At 59.6% G+C, this 22,901-nt stretch carries 20 protein-coding genes and 1 pseudogene; 6 read left to right on the top strand and 15 right to left on the bottom strand.

The window, feature by feature from the left end:
* Positions 1 to 287 (top strand): annotated as a pseudogene (locus HRU92_RS20330) (hypothetical protein); the annotation flags it as partial.
* 232 nt (positions 288 to 519) lie between these two features.
* Here HRU92_RS20330 and HRU92_RS20325 read toward each other — a convergent pair.
* Positions 520 to 3,600: a glycosyltransferase gene (locus tag HRU92_RS20325; protein ID WP_173089207.1), complete on the bottom strand. Its 3,081-nt coding sequence runs from the start codon at positions 3,598 to 3,600 to the stop codon at positions 520 to 522.
* A complete protein-coding gene (locus HRU92_RS20320; protein ID WP_173089205.1) occupies positions 3,597 to 5,393 on the bottom strand; it encodes an ABC transporter ATP-binding protein in 1,797 nt (598 codons plus the stop codon). Before HRU92_RS20320 ends, HRU92_RS20325 begins: the two co-directional genes overlap by 4 nt.
* Before the next feature lie 296 nt (positions 5,394 to 5,689).
* Between HRU92_RS20320 and HRU92_RS20315 the strand changes: the two genes are divergently transcribed.
* On the top strand, positions 5,690 to 6,838 hold the full coding sequence (locus tag HRU92_RS20315; RefSeq protein WP_127753254.1) for a glycosyltransferase family A protein: 1,149 nt from the start codon (positions 5,690 to 5,692) through the stop codon (positions 6,836 to 6,838).
* 294 nt (positions 6,839 to 7,132) lie between these two features.
* Positions 7,133 to 7,561, top strand: a complete 429-nt coding sequence (locus HRU92_RS20310; protein WP_173089203.1) for a nuclear transport factor 2 family protein — start codon at positions 7,133 to 7,135, stop codon at positions 7,559 to 7,561.
* Positions 7,562 to 7,872: 311 nt separating this feature from the next.
* Here HRU92_RS20310 and HRU92_RS20695 read toward each other — a convergent pair whose 3' ends face one another.
* From HRU92_RS20695 to HRU92_RS20280, 6 genes are all read right to left on the bottom strand, one after another.
* Positions 7,873 to 7,983: a hypothetical protein gene (locus HRU92_RS20695; RefSeq protein ID WP_349236885.1), complete on the bottom strand. Its 111-nt coding sequence runs from the start codon at positions 7,981 to 7,983 to the stop codon at positions 7,873 to 7,875.
* Between the two features lie 391 nt (positions 7,984 to 8,374).
* Positions 8,375 to 9,109, bottom strand: a complete 735-nt coding sequence (locus HRU92_RS20300) for an aspartate/glutamate racemase family protein (RefSeq protein WP_349236884.1) — start codon at positions 9,107 to 9,109, stop codon at positions 8,375 to 8,377.
* Between the two features lie 4 nt (positions 9,110 to 9,113).
* Positions 9,114 to 10,553, bottom strand: coding sequence for an amidohydrolase family protein (locus HRU92_RS20295; RefSeq protein WP_173089201.1), 1,440 nt, complete (start codon positions 10,551 to 10,553; stop codon positions 9,114 to 9,116).
* A complete protein-coding gene (locus HRU92_RS20290; RefSeq protein WP_173089199.1) occupies positions 10,529 to 11,596 on the bottom strand; it encodes a TRAP transporter large permease subunit in 1,068 nt (355 codons plus the stop codon). The genes HRU92_RS20295 and HRU92_RS20290 overlap by 25 nt, the downstream gene beginning before the upstream one ends.
* Positions 11,593 to 12,210 carry a TRAP transporter small permease gene (locus HRU92_RS20285; protein WP_173089197.1) on the bottom strand — a complete coding sequence of 206 codons (618 nt, stop codon included), beginning with the start codon at positions 12,208 to 12,210 and terminating at the stop codon, positions 11,593 to 11,595. Before HRU92_RS20285 ends, HRU92_RS20290 begins: the two co-directional genes overlap by 4 nt.
* A 64-nt stretch (positions 12,211 to 12,274) precedes the next feature.
* On the bottom strand, positions 12,275 to 13,303 hold the full coding sequence (locus HRU92_RS20280; RefSeq protein ID WP_173089195.1) for a TRAP transporter substrate-binding protein: 1,029 nt from the start codon (positions 13,301 to 13,303) through the stop codon (positions 12,275 to 12,277).
* Between the two features lie 759 nt (positions 13,304 to 14,062).
* Between HRU92_RS20280 and HRU92_RS20270 the strand changes: the two genes are divergently transcribed.
* Positions 14,063 to 14,227 carry a hypothetical protein gene (locus HRU92_RS20270; protein WP_173089193.1) on the top strand — a complete coding sequence of 55 codons (165 nt, stop codon included), beginning with the start codon at positions 14,063 to 14,065 and terminating at the stop codon, positions 14,225 to 14,227.
* Positions 14,228 to 14,388: 161 nt separating this feature from the next.
* On the opposite strand, the gene HRU92_RS20265 is transcribed toward HRU92_RS20270, so the two are convergent.
* The gene (locus tag HRU92_RS20265; RefSeq protein ID WP_248307291.1) at positions 14,389 to 15,000 is read right to left on the bottom strand and encodes an alkylhydroperoxidase; all 612 of its coding nucleotides are present in this window, start codon (positions 14,998 to 15,000) and stop codon (positions 14,389 to 14,391) included.
* A 469-nt stretch (positions 15,001 to 15,469) separates the two neighbouring features.
* Positions 15,470 to 16,027 carry a hypothetical protein gene (locus tag HRU92_RS20260; RefSeq protein ID WP_173089191.1) on the bottom strand — a complete coding sequence of 186 codons (558 nt, stop codon included), beginning with the start codon at positions 16,025 to 16,027 and terminating at the stop codon, positions 15,470 to 15,472.
* Positions 16,028 to 16,227: 200 nt separating this feature from the next.
* On the opposite strand from HRU92_RS20260, the gene HRU92_RS20255 reads away from it, so the two are divergent.
* Positions 16,228 to 16,365, top strand: a complete 138-nt coding sequence (locus HRU92_RS20255) for a hypothetical protein (RefSeq protein WP_173089189.1) — start codon at positions 16,228 to 16,230, stop codon at positions 16,363 to 16,365.
* Positions 16,366 to 16,947: 582 nt separating this feature from the next.
* Here the strand turns inward: HRU92_RS20255 and HRU92_RS20250 are convergent.
* From HRU92_RS20250 to HRU92_RS20230, 5 genes are read right to left on the bottom strand one after another with little or no spacing between them, the layout of a single operon-like run.
* The gene (locus HRU92_RS20250; RefSeq protein WP_173089187.1) at positions 16,948 to 17,961 is read right to left on the bottom strand and encodes a proline racemase family protein; all 1,014 of its coding nucleotides are present in this window, start codon (positions 17,959 to 17,961) and stop codon (positions 16,948 to 16,950) included.
* 31 nt (positions 17,962 to 17,992) lie between these two features.
* On the bottom strand, positions 17,993 to 18,781 hold the full coding sequence (locus HRU92_RS20245; RefSeq protein ID WP_173089185.1) for an ABC transporter permease subunit: 789 nt from the start codon (positions 18,779 to 18,781) through the stop codon (positions 17,993 to 17,995).
* A complete protein-coding gene (locus HRU92_RS20240; RefSeq protein ID WP_173089183.1) occupies positions 18,781 to 19,617 on the bottom strand; it encodes an ABC transporter permease in 837 nt (278 codons plus the stop codon). The genes HRU92_RS20245 and HRU92_RS20240 overlap by 1 nt, the downstream gene beginning before the upstream one ends.
* A complete protein-coding gene (locus tag HRU92_RS20235; RefSeq protein WP_173089181.1) occupies positions 19,614 to 20,642 on the bottom strand; it encodes an ABC transporter ATP-binding protein in 1,029 nt (342 codons plus the stop codon). Before HRU92_RS20235 ends, HRU92_RS20240 begins: the two co-directional genes overlap by 4 nt.
* A 10-nt stretch (positions 20,643 to 20,652) precedes the next feature.
* A complete protein-coding gene (locus HRU92_RS20230) occupies positions 20,653 to 21,693 on the bottom strand; it encodes an ABC transporter substrate-binding protein (RefSeq protein ID WP_173089179.1) in 1,041 nt (346 codons plus the stop codon).
* A 132-nt stretch (positions 21,694 to 21,825) separates the two neighbouring features.
* Here HRU92_RS20230 and HRU92_RS20225 point away from each other — a divergent pair, with 132 nt between their 5' ends.
* The gene (locus HRU92_RS20225; protein ID WP_248307290.1) at positions 21,826 to 22,797 is read left to right on the top strand and encodes a GlxA family transcriptional regulator; all 972 of its coding nucleotides are present in this window, start codon (positions 21,826 to 21,828) and stop codon (positions 22,795 to 22,797) included.
* The last annotated feature ends 104 nt before the right edge of the window (positions 22,798 to 22,901 follow it).

The raw sequence follows: 22,901 nt of genomic DNA, 5'->3' as shown, positions 1-22,901 counted from the left end.
CGGTGCTGACAGAGCGATGCGTGACAGGGATCGTTGCCGACGAGACGCGAATTGCGAGCCTTTTGAGCAACAGCCTCGTTGCTGTAACAGCTTTAGTGCCTCGTATCGGCTACGAGAACGCGGTCGCCGTTGCGAAGGCGGCCCAGGGGAGCGGACACTCAGTCGAGGCGACGGCGGTCGCGCTAGGTTTTCTCACGCATGAGGAGTTCGCCGCCCTAATGCGGCTCGAACCTCTCACAGAGTCCGCGGCTAGAGCTGACAACAAGCGAAAGGAGGAGAAAAGCTAGACGGTCTGTCAGGCAGCCCCGTTTCGAGTGCACTTGGGGCCGTTTGCAGAATGACGGCTTTGAGCGACTCGAGTACCTATAGCCGACAGTCTGATGCTTGGCGCTCCAACTGCCGGTGTGGCTCGGGAAGGCGACTGGCTGCTCTTTCTGAGTTACGGGGGGTAGTCACCATGAGCGCGGTAAAGTGAGATGCGTTTGCACCAGAGCGGCGGCCAGCTTGAAGGCACCAACTTCAAGAGCGGACTCCTGCTTGATGGTTTGCAGTAAGCCGAGGCCAGCGCTTAGCTCTGAGGCATAGTGCCGTTGCACTCGCATCCGACCTGTTGGGGTCCAGTGATAGAAACGAAGCAAATTGCTCCAGGTCCCAAGATCCATCGACCTCGATGCGGGGTAAAATAAAGTTGGGCCTTGAGATTCTGGCAGTGGTATTCTCGCAGGAATATCCAAGCTGATACCCTGCCATCTTGCATATTTGTATGAACCGGTCGTCGATCGCACCATAGGGCGCGGCGATAGAGTTGATCTCGACCTGCAGGCGATCCATCAGCACTTCTCGCGATTTGACCGCCTCGTACAACAGGTTCTTGCTGGAGAGATGGGGGGCTGATGTATGGCTCGCGAGATGGCTGCCAAAACGCATTCCCTCGTCGTGGAGGCGAGTGATGGTGCCCCAATCCATCAGCGCGGCGCCAGGGCCGAAGCGGGCATCCCACGCCGCTTCCTTTCCGACAAGATCTGTGGGCACGAAGACCTCGGCAGTAAAGTCGTTGCCTTGCAGGATCGGCCAGGCGGTCGTGGCTGTGTCGAGATAGGCGTCATCGAAGGTAATAAGGACTGGCCGTCCGTTGAGCGACCTGCCTGAGCGGCGCAAGCCAATTAGGTGCTCGGACGAAATCGCATGATAGCCATTCGCGCGCAGGAGCCTCATCTGCTTTTCGAATTCACCAGGTCCCACCCGCCATTGCCTGAGTTCTTCCGGTCCTTCCGTGGCGATCCGGTGGTAAGCGAGGATCGGCAGAGTCCAGGTGCGGTGGTGCTCAACTTCACGCCGTCTTAGGATGGCACCGCCCCAAACAATGTTCCGTTTCAGTGACGTCTCGAGAGTGCAGCCAAGGTCCGCTCGACGTAACTGGGGTTCAAGGTGAACACTGCCGACCCCGCAGCGCTTGAAAACATCGACGCGATAGAGTTCGGTTACCAGTGAGCGCGCCAGTTGCAGTCCTGGGGTGGCCAAGAATTGCTGGTGCAGCACCTTGGCACCAAAATTTTGGTCCCAATCGAAGCCAGTTGCTGTCATGTCGTCTTTGAGCAGGAAGTGGTTGGCCATTATCAGCTGCCCGCCTAGTGCCAAGGCATCGCGAAGCTTGCCCGCTACTGCAGCGATCTCGGCGACACCGTCCAGATAGTACAAGACCTCCGAGCAGAAGATAACGTCCTGGGAATGAGGCAGAGGATCAATGATGAGGTCAAGGGTTCTGAACTCGACATTCTCAAGGCCTTCGCAGCGTTGCCTGGCCCTCGTGATCGCCGTGGGCGAGATGTCGGCGGCTATTAGAGATGTCACCCTCGGGGCAAGTTGGACGGTGAAGTGACCCTCAGCGCAGGCCAGTTCGAGGGCATGGTGGATCGTTCCTTCGGGCAGCAGATCAAGTGAATACTGATACTTTTGCTGCTCGTAGTCGGAAGCGTATTGCCATGGATCGGGGGAGGAAAACACGTCCTCCCAGACGTCAACTGCAGAAGCTGGCGGCTTGCGCAAAGGTGCCCCGGCAGTCGTTGATGGAGGGGCGAGCGCCATTCCGCTTGCGCTCCCCCCCTCTTTCATAATTACAGATCGTGTCACGGGTCGTGAGCAGCCCAGGTACAGGTCCAAAGCCGCTCTTCTGAGGACGGCACCTCCTCTCGCTCGCAATCCGAGGTGTCGTGTGGATCGCGTGCGCCAAGCATAGCTGCCGGCCGATGCCGCTTCGCGTAGCAATCCACCTGCGAATCCCAGCCAGAATTTCGGTTGGTCCCAGACATGGCTGTGCCGGATGAAGTGCCGAACGCCAAGCTTTTCAATCGCGCTTTCGGCGACAACTTTGTCCGTGATCCCGCCGAAACTACCAACCTTCACGGTGCCGACGTGGCGCGAGTTTGCCATGAGGTCGACGATCACCAAGTCCCTATCGCTTGGAATTTGGATTGTTCTGAGCGCGCTCAAATCCATTGCCAGGCGGCAAGTCAGGTCAAGGTGTCGCGGCTCTTTGGTGCCACCCAACCCGAGTATGCAGCATTCAACTGCATACAGAATTGCCGTGTCGAAACCCGCGCAATTCAGCTTTGGCCACAGCCGCTCTACCATGGCAAGCAGCTGCGGCTTTATCGTTCCCCAATGAGCAGCGAGCATGGCGGAGGGCTGGCGTGACCCCACGATTATTCCATTGGCGATGGTCTCCCCCAAAGCGTTGATTCCCGGATTGACCACGGATTGGCTAGCCACTTCCGCCAGCAAAGCTGTTCCATCTCTACCGGCGCCCACTTCCGCCGCGGCGCACCAACATGCGAAGTAAAAGGCCTGCGCCGGCAGACCATCCGGCGCCAGCCCGATGGCGAACTCTGTAGCAGGCCGACGCACGCGCGGGTCGGCGGCGTGGCCCTGCCGAAGTACCTTGAGGCCGTCGCGGAGCATGCGCGCATTGTCAAACGACAGGGAGTGGTCACTGGCGACATAGATCGCCAGGGCCTCCGGGACCATCCGGATGCGAATTCCAGTTCGGGCGGCCCGCTGCCACAGATCCCAGTCCTCGCAGACTTCGAGTGCTGGATCGAAACCCCCCAGATCGGAAAGCACTCGGGTGCGGGCGGCAACGCAGTGGATAGCAACCGGGCAGTATCGCGCAACGCAAGCAAACCCCAGCCTCTCGAACGAGGCATCGAGGTTGCGCAGCAGGAGTTCGCCCGCCGTAGTGACGCGGTCATAGCCGCAATAAACGAGATCGGCCCCGTCCCGGGCTGCGGCCATCATCCGTTCGACGTAATGAGGAAGGACGCGATCATCGGCATCAAGAAAGCAGACCCATTCGGTCCAAGTGGCGGAAAGGCCGGCATTGCGTGCGCCACACACACCAAGATGCTGACTCCGGATGATCTTGATCCTGGGTTCCGAAGCCGCAAGTTCGGACACAATGGCCAATGTTGCGTCAGTGGAGCCATCATCGACCACCAAGGCGTTCCAGTCGGTCCGGCCCTGGCTCACCAGGCTTTTGAGTGTATCCCTGATGGTCCCGGCAGCATTGTATGCCGGAATAACAAAAGTCAGGGCGCCGCTCAAAGCCTTACCCTCCCGTCGCCAGGGTTGAGGGCCTGCAGCTGCACCATTTCGGTGAACATGCCGCCGCAGGCAATCAGTTCGTTGTAGGTGCCCCGCTCGACGATGCGGCTCTTGTCAATGAGGAGAATCTGATCGGCATTGCGCACCGTGGATAGCCGATGGGCCACAGCGACGATCGTCGTCGTCCTCGACAGCTCGCCGAGAGCATGCTGGATGAGCCTTTCCGAATGGCTGTCGAGCGCGTTTGTCCCCTCGTCGATCACCAGGATCTCGGGCTGTCGGACCAGCGCCCGGGCGAAGGCGATACGCTGGCGTTGCCCGCCAGAAAGGCGCATGCCGCGCTCCCCGATTTCGGTGTCGTAGCCTTTTGGCAGGTTGGCAATGAATTCATCGGCATGGGCAAGCCGCGCTGCCTCGACAATTTCGTCCAAGCTCGCATCCAGTTTACCGTAGCGGATGTTGTCGGCAATACTGCCTTCGAACAGGAAGATGTCCTGCGTTACGGCCGCGATGCGGGCATGCCAATCCCGCGCGCTAATGTGGCGCATCGGCACGCCATCAATCAGAACATCGCCTTTGTCGGGCAGCATACTTCGCAGGAGGAGGTTGACGAGAGTGCTCTTGCCGGACCCCGAAGGACCGACCAGGGCGGTTGTCGTGTTCTTCAAAAGAGTAAAGTCGATGTTGGCTACAGCCGGCGAGTTCCTGCCCGCATATCCCGCACTCACGTCGCGAAAGACTATGGAATGCTCAAGAGAGTTAAATCCATGCGCCCCCTCGGGCAGTCTTGACGCCAAGCACTCGCTCCTAACGTCGTCCAGTTCAAGAGCTGCGCTGCCGAATTCGAGTATTTCCGCCCGAGCTGCGACAATGGACTGAACCCGCGGTTGCATTCGATAAAGCACCAGCAGGAATACCGCCATGGTGGGAAATCCGGTGCCCAGCCACGAAAGCGCGACGATCCAGACCCCGAACGCGGTGGCAACCAGGGTCTCGAACAGCAAAGGCACGGCGTTGGCAAGCAGCCGCGCGCGGAGAAAGAAGTGCCGCACCCCCGAAGAGGTCTCAGCGTGACGCTCGTCCTCGTATGCTTCACGACCAAAGATCTGAATTGTTCGTAGGCCGCCGAGGGTTTCCCAGGCTCGATCGGTGTAGGCCGTGTTTGTTGCCACCGCGCCTTCGCCGATCGCCCTGGCGCGGCGGGTCACCAAATGCATCACACACACGATCAAGCCGATAAAAGGAGCGACATAGAGCGTTGTGCGCCATGACAGGGTTAGGAGCACAGCGACGAAAATGAGGATTGCACAGGCGTCGACGATCATCCGGTAAAAGGCGCCAAGAGCGCGCGACAGGCGCCAACTTTCCGAAAGCAGCGCATTCGCGAGCCGTCCGGACTGCTGTGTTTCCAGATAGGCCGGTGCGGCCAGCAACATTGCCGTGAACAGCTCACAGCGCAGGCGGTGACTGTTGTCGGCATCCACCCGGGCGATGTAGGCCCCGTTCCAGTAGGAAAGCGCATTTTTGGCGCCAATACTGATTACAACCAGCAGGACGAGTACCGAAACTCGCCAATTCGCCGGAATCTGGTTCAAGGCGAGGTGCAGAAAGGATAACCCGGCCGGCAATGTCTGCTCCGAGCTCAGAAGCTCCAGGATCGGCAGAAATAGATAGATCCCCACGCCCTCAAGAAGCGATGACGCCAGTCCAAGACCAATGATAATGGCAAGGGCGTACCGTTGAGTCGCCAGTAACGGCCAGAGCGCTCGCAAGATTGCGACGTCATCTTTCATCGAGCTTGCCGCGCAGAGAGGCGATTGGCGCGTGGAAAGGCGGCTTCCGGACAGTGCCGCGGATCCGACGCTCCGACCCACCGGCACGGTGCCGAGGGTGCCTGTTGCGGTTTTGGAGCGCCCGCGCCGTGCAGGGCAGAACCCTTTTCGCCGACTCCCATAGCCCCAATCTTTTGGTTAATTGATCCTTACCAGGGAAAACCTATCATGAGCTCTGCGGTAGGCGTCTGTATGGAAATTGATTTAGCGAGGGTTTACCTCCGAGCCGCGTGAGATCTTCGACGAGACAGGGGCCCATGGACGATCTTTCACCATCCCGGCCAGATCCGCTGGTTTCCGTTGTCGTCCCCGCATTTAACGCGGCTGAGTATATCGAGCGTACGCTTCACTCTGCAGCACAGCAGACCTACAAACATCTCGAGATTATCGTCGTAAACGACGGTTCAACAGACGACACCCTCAGCATAGCCGAGAAGTTCACCCGCCGGGACGATCGCCTGCGGATCATCACGATCAGCAATGGGGGCGTTGCCCGGGCCCGCAATCTTGGTGTTGCTGCCGCCCGGGGAGCTTTTGTTGCTTTCCTTGATGCCGATGACCTATGGCATCCCGCAAAGCTGGTTGAACAGGTTCGCGCCATGACTGATGGGAACGGCCGGATTTATGCTGCCAGCTACGTGCTGCACCGCAGGATAGACTGGGACGACAGAGTGGTTGGCAGCTCTCATCCCGACGTTTGCAGCGGGTCAATACTGGCTCGCCACCTAGTGGGCAAGTTCGTCGGGAATGGCAGCAGCCTCATGGCACGCCGTTCGGTAGTTCTCAGTGTTGGTGGCTTTGATCCGTCCTACGCGGATGCTGGAATAGGAGGCTGCGAAGACCTGGATATCGAGCTGAAACTCGCCGAGCGATTTCGGATCGTCGGAGTTCCCTCGTATCTCGTTGGTTACCGTTCCTATCCGGGCAATATGTCCAGCGACAGCACAAGGATGGCTCGCTCAATCGTCGCAACAGTGGAGCGGCGTCTTGCGGCTAATCCCGACTTACCTAGGGTCGTGCGCAACAGCTCGCGCTTTTCGACCCACATGGTGGCGGCAAACATCTTGTTCAACAAAGGCCAGGCTTTGGAAGCAGCTCAGGCTGCCTTGCAGGTCTTCAGATATAGTCCGGTGGAGGGCTCAATCTTGTTCGCGCATTTGGCAAAGCGCTACCTGCATGTGCTGCTTGATAGCAGGGCCGGGTCCGATATGCCGGCTGTTTCTTCGGCTGAAGCCCTAAAGCCGCGGTTTTTCGAACTCGATCCTTCCGAACGGATTGATGAGGTTGCTGTCAGGAATAGAACAGGGCTTCGGCTAGCTGCTCTCGCGCTGATCGACAAAGGCCGCAAGAAACGTCTGGCCGCACTGGACCGGATCGACAACGCTCGAATATCAAAGCTTTCATGATTGTAGGCAAACTTCCATTGATGGCGTCCCGGCGGCCGAGTGATCGCATGAGGCACGTCGGTGCCGCAGAGCCGTCCACAAATATCAACGAAGCGCCGACCGCCGCCCCAATCGCGCCGGCCTTGTAACGGCGGAAGTCCGGCCGCTGCCGACCCCGTTTCGGTCGATGATTCAAAATTCTCAAGTCTCCGAAAGCAGTCATGGGTTAGCCGGCTACTTCATAGATACCGACCCGCTGTGATGTCGATTGGACGGATGCTCGTTCGTCATTCTAGGCAACCTTGAGGAACGGTGATGATCGAGAGCGAAATTTTAGCCACCATCCGAGCGCAGGAAGAAGCCACGGAGAAAGGCGATGCGCAGGGGAATGTAGATGCCATGTCAGCGGACGTCGTAGTTTTCGATCTACCACCCCCTCTCGTCTATCGAGGCGAAGCAGCTCGCAACGTCGGAGAATTGATGGTCTGGTTGGACACGTGGCGCAACGGCGTGTCAGTTCGATTGCACCATCCTAAAGTCATGATCGATGGCGACCTGGCGGTTGTTTTCGGGCTATCTCGTATGGTGGGAACGAAGGTTGACGGGACCGAGGTCGATTCCTGGAGCCGACGAACCGTTGTGTTGCAGCGAACAGCAGGATTGTGGAAGATCGTGCATGATCACCTCAGCTTTCCACTGGCCATGGACGGCACCAATCGCGCAGTGACCGACCTTCAGCCCTAGACTTCACGAGCGTTCGGGCAGTTCGCCTCTGGTGAACCAAGGCGACCGCGTCTCGACTTGGGGCTGAACGTCTGTGGCTTTGCAAGCTCGCCTGCCTGTTCTTAGGTGGCAGCTCCCTGGCTAGGCTCATAGTCCTGCTGGTTCGCTTATCGCTGAAACTGATGGTCCGCAGTCGACCCCATTTCGGCCCTTCGGGAGGCATCTTTGCTGAACCGAAAGCAGACATCTTAAACCTCCGGCTTGACCATCCCGACCCTGAGGTCTTTGGCTGAGTAGATCGCCTTCCCGACCACCAACACCTGTCCATCGGCCTACCCAAGTGTCAGTGCACCACGCCGAGCTCGCCTGATGCTAACTTCATACCTAACCAGCTTGGATGAGGGTGTGATGTCGCCACTAAAACGCACTTCACCAACGCCAATGGCCCGCCCTTTGCCGGGCGCAGCCCGTTCGAAGCGGCCAGGATGCCGACTTCAATTGTTGAGGAAGGCGACAAGGCAGCAGCGGGTTAATGACGTCGGACGTGGGTAGTGACCAGTATGCCTGTCCTTTGGGGGCAATGATCAGGGTATCGAACAGCGGACGGTCGACCGCGAGTGTGTCCGGCATCTTCAGAGAGCGCTGCGAAGCGTGGAATACCGTTGCGCCGTCAAGAAGCGGGGTGCGCAGACTTACGCGAGCGCGATTGCCGGATGCTGCTCGCCGAGTTGCAGGCACCTAGGGCTGCGCCGCTGGCGCTCAGCCCGAGCAGCTTGAGCAAGCTCGCGGACCTCGATCTGGATTGAAGCGTTTTCGCGACGGGAGTGAGGGCGGCTACTCTTCGCCGATCCGCTGACGGAACATCCATCCGCGCCGGGCGATCGCCCTCTGATCGATCTCTAGTAATGCCAGTGCCCGCCAAACCACGGCGGCGGTGGAATCGAGGATGGGCATTCCCAGTTCCGCCTCGAGTTCGGCCATCAGGCGCCAGCCGACCATGTTGGTGCACATTATCACGATGGCGTCGGGGCGTGCGGCGGCGACCTGCCGGCACATGGCGCGGACGACGTCCTCTGTGACGTCAGAGAAGGCGAAGTTCTCGGAAAGTCCAGTATGGGTTTCCGCAACGACGGAGATGCCAGAGGCCGCATAATTGGCGACGATCTTTCGCTGCACGGTTTCGGTATACGGGGACACGAGTCCGATCCGCCTGGCCCCGCCGATCTCGAGCAACGCCCGGATCGCGCCGACCGAGGTGCAGGCGGGAGTGCCGGTCTGGGCGGTGATCGCCGCGCAGAGTCCCTCGTCCCAATCGATGCCGAGCCAGGCTGCCGAGGTGCCACTCCACGCGATGACGCCGACCCGGGCGTCGGCGAGCAGCCGCGAGGCGGCCAGCATCGGGGCATGTTCGAACTGCCCGTCGGCATCGGGCCCTAGAGCGATGCGGGTCACAGAAAAGCGCGAGAAATGCGCCGATACGCCGGGTAAGTCAGCGACCAGTGCGGCCGTTGCTGGCTCGAGAATGGTGTTGGAGGACGGAGTCAGCACCCCCATGAGCTTGCGGTCCACTGGCTCACGCCCCCATTGCCAGCGCGAGAGGAACCAAAGCGTCGATGTCGTCTGCCAGCCCACCGATCCGGGCCTGTTCACATGACAAATCCTCGGCGGCTCTTTGCCAGTCGATGCGCGTTGGTCGGCCCGACTGAACGACTGCCCTGCCATCGACATAAACAGCATCAATTGCCCGCTCCGCCGCTTGGTGGACGATGGTGCGCAGCGGATCCCGCAGCGGGTGCATTTGCGGGTGGTCGAGGTTAAAGGTCACGAGATCTGCCTTGGCACCCGGCGCTAGCCGGCCCAGATCGTCGCGCCCGAGTACCTTGGCGGCCCCGATGGTGGCGGCATGAAAGAGTCGGGCCGTGTTGGAGGTGTGGCGCGCCCCGGCCGCCGCGCGCCCCAGCAATTCGGCTGCGCGGATCTCTTCAAGCATGTTCTGGGGGTGGGTATCCGTGCCGATCGCGACGTTCACGCCCGCGTCTATATAGGCCCCAATATGGTGAAGCAGCGTCCCGTCTCGCACGAAGACCGTCGGGCAATGCGCAATGGTCGTCCCGCTTTCGGAGAGCAACCGCAGATCGTCCCGCGCGGGCCAAAGCAACCAGGGGTGCTCGTCGGTGAACACGGCGTGCCCGATTACAGTTCGCTCCCCCAGGAATCCTATCTCGTCCATGTAAGCGATGGGCGTCATGTCGTGCAGCCGGGCCATTTGGTTGAATTCGGGATAGCTCTGCGCCCCGTGAGTGAAGAGCGGCCGGCCGGTCTCTTCGGCTAGCGCGATCGCCTGTTTGAGGAGATCGGTAGTGCAGGTATCGATCTGGGCCGGCGCCACCATGGCGGAAAAGAGCCCGCTTGAGTGGGCTTCGGCCGCATCCATAACCTCGCTCGCCTCGGCAAAGGCCGCGGCGCCCAGATCGTCGGTCCATTCATAGAGCGTTTCTTGGCCTGTTGAAGCCCACCAGCGGGCCGAACGGAACATGGGCGCGACGCAAACCCGCAGTCCACTCTCCTCGAGTACCTCGAGCCAACTCGGGTAAGCGTGGGAGAGGTCGACGATGGTGGTGATGCCGGCGGCCGCCATCTCAGCGAGCGCGTAGCGGGCTGAGGCGCGCAGAGCGGTGTCGTCCTGCACGAAGCTCTGCCGGAAGTCCTGACGCCCGTTGAAGAAGAGCCGCGGGCTTCCGTATTCCTCTACAAACCCGCGATAGATCGGGGTCTGGGTTGGATGGCAGTGAATATCGATAAGCCCGGGCATGACCAACCGGCTCCGCCCATCGAACTCGGTGTCGACCGGTCCATCGAACCGGCCGCCCACCTGCACGAACCGGTCGCCGCGCCAGGCCACATCGCCATTGCGGAGATAGACGTGCGCGCCGGCGCTCTCGCTCCAGGCGATTATCCAGGCGGCGTTTCGTATGCAGGTGGTCGGGGTCACAGCAGTGTCGTGGGAAGCCATGTCACAATATCCGGAAATGCCGTCATCAGAGCGACGAGGACGATAAAGCAGGCGATGAAGGGCAGGACGCCCTTGATGACGTCGGTCACTGAGCCGCGGCCGCGCACGGCCTGTACGACAAAGAGATTCATGCCGACGGGCGGGGTGATGAGCGCGATCTCGCACATGATGACGAGGAAGATGCCGAACCACAGCGGATCGTAACCGATCGCGACGACCACCGGGAGGATGATGGGCGTGGTGGCGATCATCATGGCCAGCGAGTCCATGAAACATCCGAGCGCGACATAGAGCAGGACTAGTATAATCACCATCTGCCAGCCCGGCACGGTGATTTGGCTCATGGCGGTGGTGACCTGCTCAGGAATGCCGAGAACGCCGACGATGAAGTTGAGGTAGAACGCCGCGATCAGGATGAGCAGGGTCATCGCGGTGACCTTGACAGTCGAGAGCAGGCTGTCGATTAGAAGCCGGACGGTGAGCTGGCGGTAAGAGGCGACAAGGATGGTGGCGGCAACGACGCCGAGCCCGGCCGCTTCGGTAGGGGTGGCCCAGCCGGTATAGATGCTGCCCATCACCCCGGCGAACACGACAAGCGGGGGTAGCAGGTCGCGCAGCCGGCGCAGGCGTGCCGACATTTCGTCAGGCGCCGATTTCTCGGATACCGAGGGGTCGAGCACGCTGGCGATTATCACAAGGCCCATGAACAGCAGCGCCAGCAGCACCCCCGGCACCACGCCGGCCAGAAACCCCCCCGGTAGGGGGCGGAGCCAATCATCGATGGCAGCATACATGCGCGCAGTGATGCCGCCGCGCACGAGGATTTCCCCCATCAGCACGTAAAGCGGGATCGAGACCAGCAGAAAATTGTTGAGCGTGCTCCACATCAGCGTTCCGAAGGGCCGGAACATGAGATCACCGTAGAACCAGAACCCGCCGAGCGCGGCGGTGGCAAAGAGCGCGGTGCCGATGTGCAGGCCAATGGCCAGAAGGCCCAGCATGAGGCCGAAGCCGATGACTATGACTTCGAGTCCAACGCTCATTTGTTTGCATCTCCGTAAAGACCCGTGCTGGCATTGATCGACACGCCGGCGATCTCGGCGACTTCATCGGCGATCTGCACGACGCCATAATCGGCATCAAGCGCCTCGAGATCCGTGAACATCAGGACGAGCGCACGGAAGGCGTAGAGCACGCTGCAGAAGGCAAAGAAGGTCATGCCTAGCGCCCAAAAGCCCTGTGGTATCCACATGGGCGTCTGCAGCGGGGTGTTGGCATAGGCGTTGAAATGAAGCGAGTCGGCGTAGGCAATCAGGGCGCGGTGGGCGAAGAACACGGCGACCACGGCCAGCGATACATAGGCCAATACATTGACCAATGCCGCGGCGGGAGGCGGCAGGCGCCTGACCAGAAGGTCGATCCGGGTGAAGCCGCGTTCGAACATCACGTAGGAAAAGCCGAGCGACGCCACCGCTGCGAGCACGTAGCCGCCGATCTCGTCTGTCCCCTGCAGTGAGAACCCGGCGAACCGGCGAGCCAGGACGTCGATAGCGATGAGGAAGGCCAGCACCAAGACCGAGAAACCTGCGGCGAGGGCCAGGCCAGTCGAAATGCGCCGGAGCAGCCAGAAGAGGAGCGCGACCAGTTTCATAATCATGTCCAGTTTGGTCCATAGCGCCGGGACATCATCGCCCCGGCGTCGAGGGCTCGAAGCCTGTGGATCAGGGCGCGGTGAAGCCGCGGGCTGCGCCGACGGTCTCGTACCAGGCGGTACCACAACCGGGGTAGTTGCGCTCGCAACGTTCGATCCACTCACCCACGATGACCTCTGACGAGATGTCTCGGAGTTGGTCCATGTCCTCGGGGCTGACCTCAACCAGGTCGAGATCGAAGGCTTGGTAAATATCGCTGTCGCATTCCCCGCCTGTGGTGCAAGCCAGCGCGAGATCGTTGGTCTCGTTGGCGAGCGCCCAGAGCTCGTCTTCCATGGTGGCGAAGGCCTCGGTCAGCTTGGCCTGGCTTTCCTCGGGCAGGCCATTGAACCATTCGCGGTTCACCACATGCGCCTGAATCGAGCCCGACACCGAAAGCGGCAGAACGTGGGTGGTGACTTCGGGCCATTTACCGGTATTGGCTGAGGTCGCCGAGGTGATGCCGCACGAGGCGACGCCGCGCTGCAGGGCGGGATAGACCTCGGGGAAGGCTAGCGTGACGGGCGTCGCGCCGAGGCGCTCTAGCAGTGTGGACATGGAGGCGGTGAACGAGCGGACCTTGAGGCCCCGCAGGTCCGCCAGCATCTCGACGGGCTCGTTACAGAAGAATATCTGTGCGCCGAACGGCCAGACGGCCATGGCCTTCACTCCGAAGCGCTCCTCTAGCCGAGCGTTGAAGGCGTCGCGATAGGACTCGACAACGCCGGAAAGGCTTTCCATGTCGGTCGATACGCCGATCAGATCGATACCTTCGAGGAACGGATCGTCGCCGGCAACGAGGCCGACTTGGATCGATGCGAGGTTGAACGTGCCTTCACGTACCAGCCGCAGCCCGTCGGCCATGGAGATGCCGAGCGCCTGGAACTCGTTGCGCCGTACCGTGATGCCGTCTTCATTGAGGCCTTCGATCGCGGCGATTTCCACGGGATACTGCGCGCTTTGGTTCTGGGACTGGCTGAGCCAGGAAATCTGCTGTGCGCTGGCTGACTGCACGCCGACGGCAAGCGCGAGGCCCACTGGCCGAGACGAGCTGTTCACGGCATTGCAAGATTGGGTCGAGAACGGACGAGCACCGCAGCAAATTGAGCTGACATCCAGTGACCTCAGCGTCTCGTTGCCGCTTTGCGTCTATCCACAGAAAGCCACCTATGACGGCACTGGCGAGGTGAAGTCTGTAGCAAGCTATAGCTGCATCTAGCGGATCAAATGTGCAAATCCTGGAGAGTCACAGGCTCTCTGGGATTTGCATGCCAATATCTCGATAGCCCTCCCGACACCCTCCCGGGTGACCGCTTTTGCGGCTTTGTGGCTAATAACAGACTGACAGCCTTCCACCCCATGGTAGTCGTTCCTGCTCAACGCCACGCCAAACCGTGTCGGTTTCACCCCAGCGATATGCCTGAACTTACAAAATGAAAAACCCCGGTTTTCCGGGGTTTTTCTTTACGCTCAACGTTGAGAGCGGAACTGTTCCGTCCTTTCGTTCAACACTAACGGACGTTTCATAACCTTTGGGCGCATCTCATAATGTGAAAAGTGTGCACCCCCGGATGCGGAAACAGGCGGGGCTAATGTGGAAACTGTCCAGGAAACCACATCACCAGCGGCTGGTGAATGTCGCAAAGTTCTGCCCTAGGGTCCTGGCATCCCTTTAATTTTTATCGCTTTCTGCACCGCAGAAATCTGTCGCACAAAGTTCTGGTCCCGAGTCGCACAAAGTTCTGCCCTAGGATCCGATGTTGAGGGGGCAGATACCACCCCACCTATCCTAGATACTCACGCCCGAAGGCACTCACGTTGGGTGGCTCGATTCAAAAGGTGCTCGACAAGTTTTCGGCGCTCGCTGAAGTCACCGGCGCTTCACGCTATGTCGGCCAGATCGAAATTGGGGGCCAGCCCTTTGGCATGGTCACAAAGGGTATTGAACTGCTTGCGACAAAGGTGGCCGAACAGCTGAGATAATGGCGAGAAAAGCGGTGTCCGGTTTCCGCGACTGCGCACCGCCAGCAGCCAGTCCGCTTTCCCAGCAAGAAGCCGTTCCCGGGCGCCGAACCAGAACAGCCGCTTTCAGGAGCTTGATCGGACTGGCTGAACGGCGGCAACGGGGCGGTTAGGCGTCTCCGTCAGCGACCGCCGACCGACAACTCGTTGCGAACGTTGGAGTCCCCGTCCAGAAACTCTGGCTCGGCTTTGGCCCCAACAGCGTCGAAGTAGCGGCTTACGAAGTTCCGGAACGAGGCGGCCAGGGCGATGTCGGCGATGTTGAGGTCGCTCAGACCGACGGCGCGCAGCGCGTCAATATTGCTTTGGGTTATGTGCGAAGCATTGATCGTGATCTGCTCGGCATAGGCCAACATGGCTACTTCTTGTTCTGTCAGCCCGGCGTTTCGGTAGTCGCGATGCACCGCCAGCGTCTGCTCGCGCCCGATCATCGCCGAGAGCGCTTTGAAATAGACGTGAGAGCAATAGCTCGAAGGCACGTGCTTGGCCGTTATCAAGGTGATAAGGCGGAAGTTGATCAGCCCCAGAGAGAACCCGTCCCGGATCTGGTGGAGCAAATGCTCAACCGGCGGCAGAATGTCAGGTCTGGCCGACCAACATTGGGTTGCCTGCATAACGCGTCCAGTTGACGCGACTTCGTTCGCATAGATCGATGCCACTTCGCCCTCGGCCTCGTCCGGCTCCACAGTCCGTATAAACATCGTCTCCTCCTTGGCTAGTGTATGCTGCTGCATTCTCTCGTGGATGAGTTCTCCTGGGACGACGTGGCAAAGGGGTTGTCGAAAGTTGCCTCAGCTGTTCGTTGTAGGATGCCGGCTGCTGACGCACGGGCTTCGGCTGAGCGCAGGCGGGCAAAGAAGTGAGCAGAAGGGCCGTAGTCGCGATCAGCATGCGGTGCGCTTGATAAAGCTGTCACGCAGAGCGTCGAGTACGAGCCCATCGTTAAAGGCGTCCTCTTGCGGAATCTCCACCTCCAGCCCTGCGCGCACCGATGTCCTCTACCCCGGGGGTGTGATGATGGCGCGCGAGGCACAAAGGGCGGCAAGGCTGACGCCGCGGCGCCCGGGAGGCAGAGTAGCCGTGGTTTCCTCTTTCCTTCTGCAGGTTCGTGGTCCACTCGATGCAGCATCTATCGGGATCAGTCCGCGGCCTCGGAATGTCAATCAAGAGCACCTCTCGTCATACCGTGGCGCTCAAGAAAGACTACCAGAACATGTCGGCCTGCGCTTCTTTAGCTCTTTTGCTGGCCGGCCGTGGTGGATGAGGCGCTGGCGCGAGGGCAGCGACTTCGGACAGCCATGTCTCGGCTTCACCTCGGGGTGGAGTGCCCAAGAGGGGGCCGGTGTAGGCTTCCACCCAAAATGGCTCACCCCACGACTCCAAACCCTCTTCGTTCATTGTCTTTGACCTTACCAAGCAAAACTCGCCATCCACTTTGAGGATGACGCCCGGCAGGCAGCCATCAAGCCAAACCGCCTTGTTCGGACGCGCGAATCTGGAGATTGGCAGTTGTTTGTCCTTCGGCATCGCTTCACTCACTGAAAATACTAGTGCAGAAGCATCGCTTGGAAAAAAGAAAGTAACAAGATTAATGTGCCTTATTGACACTCTGAGCTGCCTACTAAGCGCCGGGTGTTGCACGAGCATGGGCACCTTACCAGAAGCCTGCGGGGGATTGAGGGCAACAGCAATCCCGTAATGATATCTGCGAAGCGCCTGAGGTTGTTTGGTGGAGAGGTCGCCACTGAGCGAGGCGTGCAACGCTCGAGATCGATCTTTTCCAATACCTGCGGCAATGGACCGGCAGAAATTTCGAGCGAGTTTAATCGCGCGCGGCTGCCGAGGGTTGCTTGAAAGCCTTCAAGCGGCTGATTGAACAATGGGGGCCTACGGCTCTGCAGGCCGCGGCGCTTCTCGACGTGTCAAAGGGGCACCTGGGGGCGCATGAAGCAGGAGGGTAAGTGCAAGCCCTCAGGCAGGATCAAGTCACCCGGGTCTCCGCAATGCTCGGCATCTACAAGGGGCTTCATCTGTTGATCGCCCATGACATGGCGGATCGCTGGCCCGGATTGCACAACAAAGGCACCGTGCTGGGATGAGCCCAATCGACTCCATGCTCAAAGGCGGCATCCTCCAAATGTTGTGGGCCCGGTGCTATCTCCAGGCCGTCCACGTGGGGTTGTGATCGGCGTTGGACGGTTGGCCGGTCGTCACAGAGACTTTTCCCAAGATTATCCAACTGGTGAGGACGGCGCGGCTGTGTTGAAGCCGCTTGTCTAGGGCGAGGATGATGATTTTGCCATTCACGCCCAGATCGCAGTGCCCGCTGCCGCTTGGTCTGGAGGGGCAATCCAGAACCAACGATCGAAGGTCGCTGTAATGGCTCCGAAACTGACTACAGGTGGCTATATCGAAGGGCAGGGTAGGGGCCGGAAGGAGAAGGTCGGCTTTCGGGCAAAACGGGTGAAAAGCTGCTATTCTGCATACGTCTTTCTTCCCCGGCCATGTGGCCGGGGGTAGTGCGCGGTAAGAGAAGTACTGCGGGCCAATCTTCCTGCTCTGTGGGCAGGACGCCTATTCTGCTTGATGCGTTCGAACAACAGCGGAACTCGTACTCGAGGAGCAAAATCCCAAGCGGCAATCGCCCCCTATTACAGCCTGCTCAAGATTATCCTAGTGTGCTACTTGATAACGAAACCAGCATCCACGGGATCATTCCGGTTGATTGTCCAGCGAGCCGTCCCAAGGATACCAGCCGTTCCTTTGACAGTTGGGCGAATCGCTTTGAACTTGCCGAGCCTAGTTTCGCCGACAATGTTACCCTCGAAAGTTCCGCTGCCAAGAAGGCCCTCGGACCTGATCGGCTGGTTGACACCGATCTTCCCGCGAGCCTCGAACATGGCCAACATGGCGCTGGTGCCGGTACCGCCGGGGGATCGATCGAGCTGACCCTCGCTGAAGACGTGAACGTTCTTGTAGAATGCACCTTCTATAGTCGGCTCATGCCAGAAGGTGATGAAGTTAAGGTTGTTGATGTGAGCTTCTGTAGGGTGCTGGATGACCAGTTTCTCACGGAGCTGTTCTCTGGCGATCAGGCCCATCCGCGACAGTTCCTTGCCGTTGTCAGGAGAAATGATGAGGCCTGAGCTGCGCAGGTCAATAATGCCGAAGTAGTTGCCACCCCATGCAAGGTCAGCATTCAGCTTGCCATAACCTGGCAACTCGACTTCGACGTCCTGTTCGGCGACGTAGGCCGGCACGTTTTCAAAGCGGGTCCACAGGACATCGTCGCCTTCGCTCGCAACTGTCGCTACGACGAGGCCTGCAGTCGTCTCGAAGCGGATCGTGGTGGTGCCATCGTTGCCACGAGGGACTAATCCATTCGCGACCATTGCCATAGCGACCGCGATCGTCCCGTGACCGCACATGTGCGAGTAATTGGCTCCATCGATGTAGATAAGACCCGCATCGTAGTTTGTGCTCGACGGCGGTGTGAGGAAAACCCCAAACATGTCGGGATGCCCGCGGGGCTCACGCATCAGCGCTTTCCGGAGCCAGTCGTAGTTCGCCTCAAGGAAGGCGCGCTTCTCAAGGATCGAGGATCCGGCACGGTAGGGGATTCCGCTATGAACGATGCAGAGCGGCTCGCCCTCCGTATGTGTATAAATTACGTCAAAGGTGTCCTGTATGCGCATTGCGCTCTCCTTGCTGGGATGGGATGTGCGATCACTCGTCGTCGGTGAGGAAGTCGAGGCCGACAGTGAGATCGATGAGGACGATTGCTACGGCGGCCGCCATGATGGTTGCGGCGGCGACAGCTGCGATCGAAGGATCGACGGAGTACTGCACGTAGTTGAATAGCTGGACCGGGATCGTGTTCAGCGCCGCGGTGGTATTGAAGATCGACAGTTCGACGTTGATGAACGACGTGATGAAGGCGAAAATCGCCCCCGCGACGATACCGGAACGGATCTGCGGCAAGGTCACGAGGAAAAAGGTCTGGACTGGGCCAGCGCCGAGGTCACGGGAAGCCTCCTCCAGCGCGAGCTGTTCCCTATTCAGCATCGGCAACACGGTGCGCAGGACGAAAGGGGTCACGATCACGACATGGCCAACAAGAAGAGCCGGGAAACTGCGCGTGAGGCCAATGGCACCGCCGAATTGTAGAAGGGCAGCTCCGAGAACAAGGTGCGGCAGCACGAGCGGTGAGAGCAAGAGCGACGTGAAAGCTGCCTTTCCGAGGAACTCGTTGCGAGCAATGGCCAGCGCTGCGGGTATGGCGAGCACGACGGCGGCAAAGGTCGCCGCCAGCGCAAGTGCTGAGCTAGTAATGAACGAGGCGACGTACGTCTGATCCGACACGACGATCTCGTACCATCGCAGCGTCAGACCCTGCGGAGGGAAGGCGAGGAAGTCGCTGGCGGTGAACGACGCGCCGACGATGACAACCAGGGGCAAAAGCAGGAACATTAACGTCAATAGCGCCAGCCCCCGAATGAACATGCGAAGCGCCATTAACGGGCTCCTATCCGAGAGACACGGGACGAGATCGCTATCATCGCAAGCGTGAAGCTGAGAAGCGTGACCGCCAACGCACCGCCATAGTGGAAGTCAAAGACTGTGGAATATTGCTGGAACACGAGGACCGCCAGAACGGTCACACGGCCACCAGACAGGAGAGCGGGCGTCACATAGGCGCTGACCGCGAGTGCGAAGACCATGATCGCGCCGGAGGCTACGCCGGGGATGCTCAGAGGGAATGTGACGTGCCAGAAAGTCGAGAATGGACCGGCGCCGAGGTCTGAGGAAGCATGCTCCAGCGATCGGTCGATCTGGCCGAGAGCATTGCCGATCGTCAGGACGACAAAAGGCAGAAGAATGTAAACGAGACCGATGAGGATGCCTGCTTCGGTGCCGAGAAAGCGAATAGGACGGTCGACGATTCCTAGCCCCATCAGGGATTCGTTTACGATGCCGTTCCTTCCAAGCAGCACCATCCAGCCGAACGACCTGACAATATTGGAGGTGAACAACGGCAGGATCAGAAGGATCACACAGAATCTGCGCCAAGACTTCCACTTCACGATGCGAACAAGATACCAGGCGAGTGGATAACCGATAAGTAAGCATATCAGCGTGGTGAGAATTCCAAGCCGGAACGTCACGGTGATGACCGACCAGTGGTATTCGTCGAGCAGGATCCGCGCGTAGTTGCCAAATGTCAGCCCTGCCCCATCCGCGCTCGTGACGCTGGCGACAAAGACCGTAATCAGCGGTATTAGGAAGAACGCTGAGAAGCAGGCGAGCGGAAGTGCGATCAGAGCGAACAGCACCGTTCGCGACGCAGTCATGGGTTCCGGTCCAGAATAACGTGGGCGTGCCGCCTCTCGAACGAGATCGACACGGGCTGACCAGGGCTGAAACCGCGGACTATGCCAAGCCGCCGGCTTGTCAGAGCGCCCGCCGGGGATGAGACGTGGATGTTGGTTGCCCCACCGATGGTCGTCACCGCCTCAACGCGGCCTGCGAAAATGACTGCCTCGAGGTTGGCTGGTGGCGAGAGCTCCGGCTCCACCAACAGGTGCTCGGGCCTGACGATAGCCGTCCCCATTTTACTCCCGCCGCCTGCCGTGAGATGAAGAGTCTCGTTCACCTCCATGAGGTTTGCCTCCCCAATGAACTCCGCAACGAAACGCGTGGCTGGCGTCTGGTAAATCTCCGCGCCCGTGCCGAGCTGTTCGATGCGACCGCCACTCATGACCGCGATCCGGTCCGACATGGCCATCGCCTCTTCCTGGTCATGCGTGACGAAGACAAAGGCAATTCCGAGCTTTTCCTGCAGCTGTTTGAGCTCAATTTGCATGCGCTTCCGCAGTTGGAGGTCGAGAGCGCTTAGAGGTTCGTCGAGCAAGAGTAGCTTTGGCCGATTCACGACCGCTCTCGCCAAGGCGACACGTTGCTGCTGCCCACCCGACAGCTGGCGAGGGTATCGATCAGGGAAGGTTCCAAGTCCAACAAGGTCAAGCGCCTCGGCGGCAAGCGAGGCCGCCACGGCCTTTGAACGGCCAGCCCTTCGCGGTCCAAAGGCGACATTTTCCGCTACGGTCAGATGAGGGAACAAAGCGTAGTTTTGGAAGACGGTATTGAGGGGTCTGGACTGTGGCGGTAGGCCCCTCAGATTTGCTCCATCGATCGAGATAGTCCCTTGGTCGACGCTCATAAAGCCCGCGATCAGGCGCAACAGTGTCGTCTTTCCACACCCACTCGGCCCCAGAAGCGAGACAAACTCTCCCGCCTGGATCGCCAGCGAAACGTCGCTAAGCGCCTGTTGCTTTCCGAAGGACTTGGAGACGTTTTCGATGGAGAGAAGCGTCATAGTCGCGCCCTCAACGAGCGACTTCGCGGTTCCAGCGCTCGGTGATCTCCGCCCGGCGGCCGTTGACCTCGTTCCAGTCGGAAAGGTTCAGATCGGAGACCGATCCTTTTTCCCCCCATGGTAGCTTGCGGTTGACTTCCGGGGTGAGATCCACACCCGTGATCGCGGGACCGAGGTACAGCTTCTCAGCGAGACACGCGGCGGCCTCAGCGCTCATGGCCGTATCGAGGAATTGTGCTGCACCCGCCGGATTTGGACCACCTTTGATCAGGTGAAGACGGGCATCAGTCGCCCACACGCCTTCTTGTGGAACGACAAAAGTGACCGGCACGCCGCTGTCCGCCAACGCCCATGCGCCCACGTTGAAATGCGCGCCAATAGTCACTTCGCCGCTCTGGAAAGCATTGCTGGCAGCGCCCGAAGAGTCGAAGAACAGTCCGGCGTCAAGTTGGCTGAGGCGCTCAAAGGTTTCCGACACGTCAGTGGGCGCGCCGCCCAGCATCCTGTTCAGGAAGAAGATGAACGGGACACCGGCCGAGTTGCTAGGGGATGGAATGGTGACGGCCCCGACATGGTCCTCGTTCCACAGCTCTTCCCAGGAGGTCGGCGCCTCGTTGATTTCATCGGTCCTGTAGGTGAGGCCAAGCGAGTAGTAGCCGCCGCTAACTGCAAAGACGGCGTCGCTGTCGCGGTAGGCCGCTTCTTTCAGCAGGTTCTTGGAATTGGGCAACGTCTCCAGATCGATGGGCGCAAGCACCCCCGCGGCTTGGGCTAGCTCGCTGATACCGCCGTCGAGGTAGGCAACGTCGATGGTCGGAGCGGACGCCTGCTGCTGGAGTTTTGCCAGAGTGGTGGTTGAGGTACCGATATCGGCGACGACCGTGATGCCGGTCTGTGCGGTGAAGGGCGCTGCAACACAGGCTTGGAACGCCTCGCCCCAATTGCCGCCATACCAAGCCACCGTGAGAGAATTGGATTGCGCATTTGCTAAGGGAACACCTAGCGCCACTGCAGCGGACGTCGCCGTGAGTAGGACCGTCAAGATTTTCATCGCATTCTCCCTCTGCTCACTCAATGTGCAAACCTCGCAAGCGGATATGGATTCGGATTGCATGCAGTGGCCATGAACTTGAATAAAAGCGACAAAGCAATGAGTCAGTAGTGGGTTGGGAGAGCGATGTTGATGACTAAATCTGGCGATCCATCGCTGCGCGTTGGATTCCTTTTGATGGAAAAGTTCACGATCGCGGCCTTCAGCGGGCTCGTGGACGCGTTGCGTCTAGCGGCCGATGACGGCGGCAACAGCCGGCAGATCCATGCGTCTTGGCGCATCATGACTGCGGGCGCGCAGACGCGGTCGGCGAGTTGCGGGCTTCAGGTGAGTGGCGAAGATCTGCTCGACCCGTCACAGTTCGACTACATTGCCGTGTGCGGCGGCAACAACTTCATGGAGGAAAGGCCTTCAGTCGCCGTGAACCGGTATCTGTGCAGCGCCCACAATGCGGGAGTGCGCCTCCTGGGCATCTGCACGGGCACCTTCGACATCGCGCGTGCCGGCCTAGCGGACAGTCGCACCGTCTGCGTCCACTGGAACGTCCGCGACGCATTCGAACGCCAGTTCCCAAATGTCCGAACCGCGGTGGACCGCTTGTTCATTGACGAAGGGGACGTCATCACCTGCGCCGGGTCGACCGCAGCCATTGATCTCGGCCTTTACCTGATTTCCCGCCACTGTGGCCGGGATCGCGCGCAACAGGTGGTGAGGCACATGATGCTGACGGGCATTCGTGCACCCTCATTGCCGCAGGCGTTTTTTCGACAGGATTTGAATGACGTCGCCGACGCTAGGGTTCGAAAGGCGGTTCATTTCATGGAGCAGCAGCTAAACCATCCTCTTACCCTGCCTGCGCTCGCACGGTTTTGCGGCGTAAGCGCGAGGCAGCTCGAACGATCGTTCAAAACTGAGTTGGGAACAACTCCGATGCGCTACCACCGGATCATGAGGTTGAACTATGGGCGCTGGATGATCGACAACAAGCTGGAGAACATCACCCAGATCGCTCTTGATTGTGGATTCTCAGACACCGCCCACTTCTCTCGTGAGTTTCGTGCCCACTTCGGATTAGCCCCCAGCCGTTACAGACAAAACGCCTGACATGTGGACGTCGGAAGACGCTCCCCGACCATACTTGCGTGTAGACCGATTATGAGTGCAGGCCGGAAGGATTGCCTACGGCTGAGCTGGGCCGGAAGCCGTCC

Origin of the sequence: Devosia sp. 1635 (genome assembly GCF_013185955.1) — a bacterium.
Lineage (GTDB): Bacteria > Pseudomonadota > Alphaproteobacteria > Rhizobiales > Devosiaceae > Devosia.
This window is presented reverse-complemented; position numbering and strand designations above follow the sequence as displayed.

Coding starts and splice junctions, on each gene's coding strand:
- HRU92_RS20245 (WP_173089185.1), bottom strand. CDS start 18,781: ATGGCGCTTCGCATGTTCATTCGGGGGCTGGCGCTATTGACGTTAATG.
- HRU92_RS20230 (WP_173089179.1), bottom strand. CDS start 21,693: ATGAAAATCTTGACGGTCCTACTCACGGCGACGTCCGCTGCAGTGGCG.
- HRU92_RS20315 (WP_127753254.1), top strand. CDS start 5,690: ATGGACGATCTTTCACCATCCCGGCCAGATCCGCTGGTTTCCGTTGTC.
- HRU92_RS20265 (WP_248307291.1), bottom strand. CDS start 15,000: ATGCAGCAGCATACACTAGCCAAGGAGGAGACGATGTTTATACGGACT.
- HRU92_RS20290 (WP_173089199.1), bottom strand. CDS start 11,596: ATGAGCGTTGGACTCGAAGTCATAGTCATCGGCTTCGGCCTCATGCTG.
- HRU92_RS20320 (WP_173089205.1), bottom strand. CDS start 5,393: ATGAAAGATGACGTCGCAATCTTGCGAGCGCTCTGGCCGTTACTGGCG.
- HRU92_RS20225 (WP_248307290.1), top strand. CDS start 21,826: ATGACTAAATCTGGCGATCCATCGCTGCGCGTTGGATTCCTTTTGATG.
- HRU92_RS20250 (WP_173089187.1), bottom strand. CDS start 17,961: ATGCGCATACAGGACACCTTTGACGTAATTTATACACATACGGAGGGC.
- HRU92_RS20240 (WP_173089183.1), bottom strand. CDS start 19,617: ATGACTGCGTCGCGAACGGTGCTGTTCGCTCTGATCGCACTTCCGCTC.
- HRU92_RS20310 (WP_173089203.1), top strand. CDS start 7,133: ATGATCGAGAGCGAAATTTTAGCCACCATCCGAGCGCAGGAAGAAGCC.
- HRU92_RS20235 (WP_173089181.1), bottom strand. CDS start 20,642: ATGACGCTTCTCTCCATCGAAAACGTCTCCAAGTCCTTCGGAAAGCAA.
- HRU92_RS20295 (WP_173089201.1), bottom strand. CDS start 10,553: ATGGCTTCCCACGACACTGCTGTGACCCCGACCACCTGCATACGAAAC.
- HRU92_RS20285 (WP_173089197.1), bottom strand. CDS start 12,210: ATGATTATGAAACTGGTCGCGCTCCTCTTCTGGCTGCTCCGGCGCATT.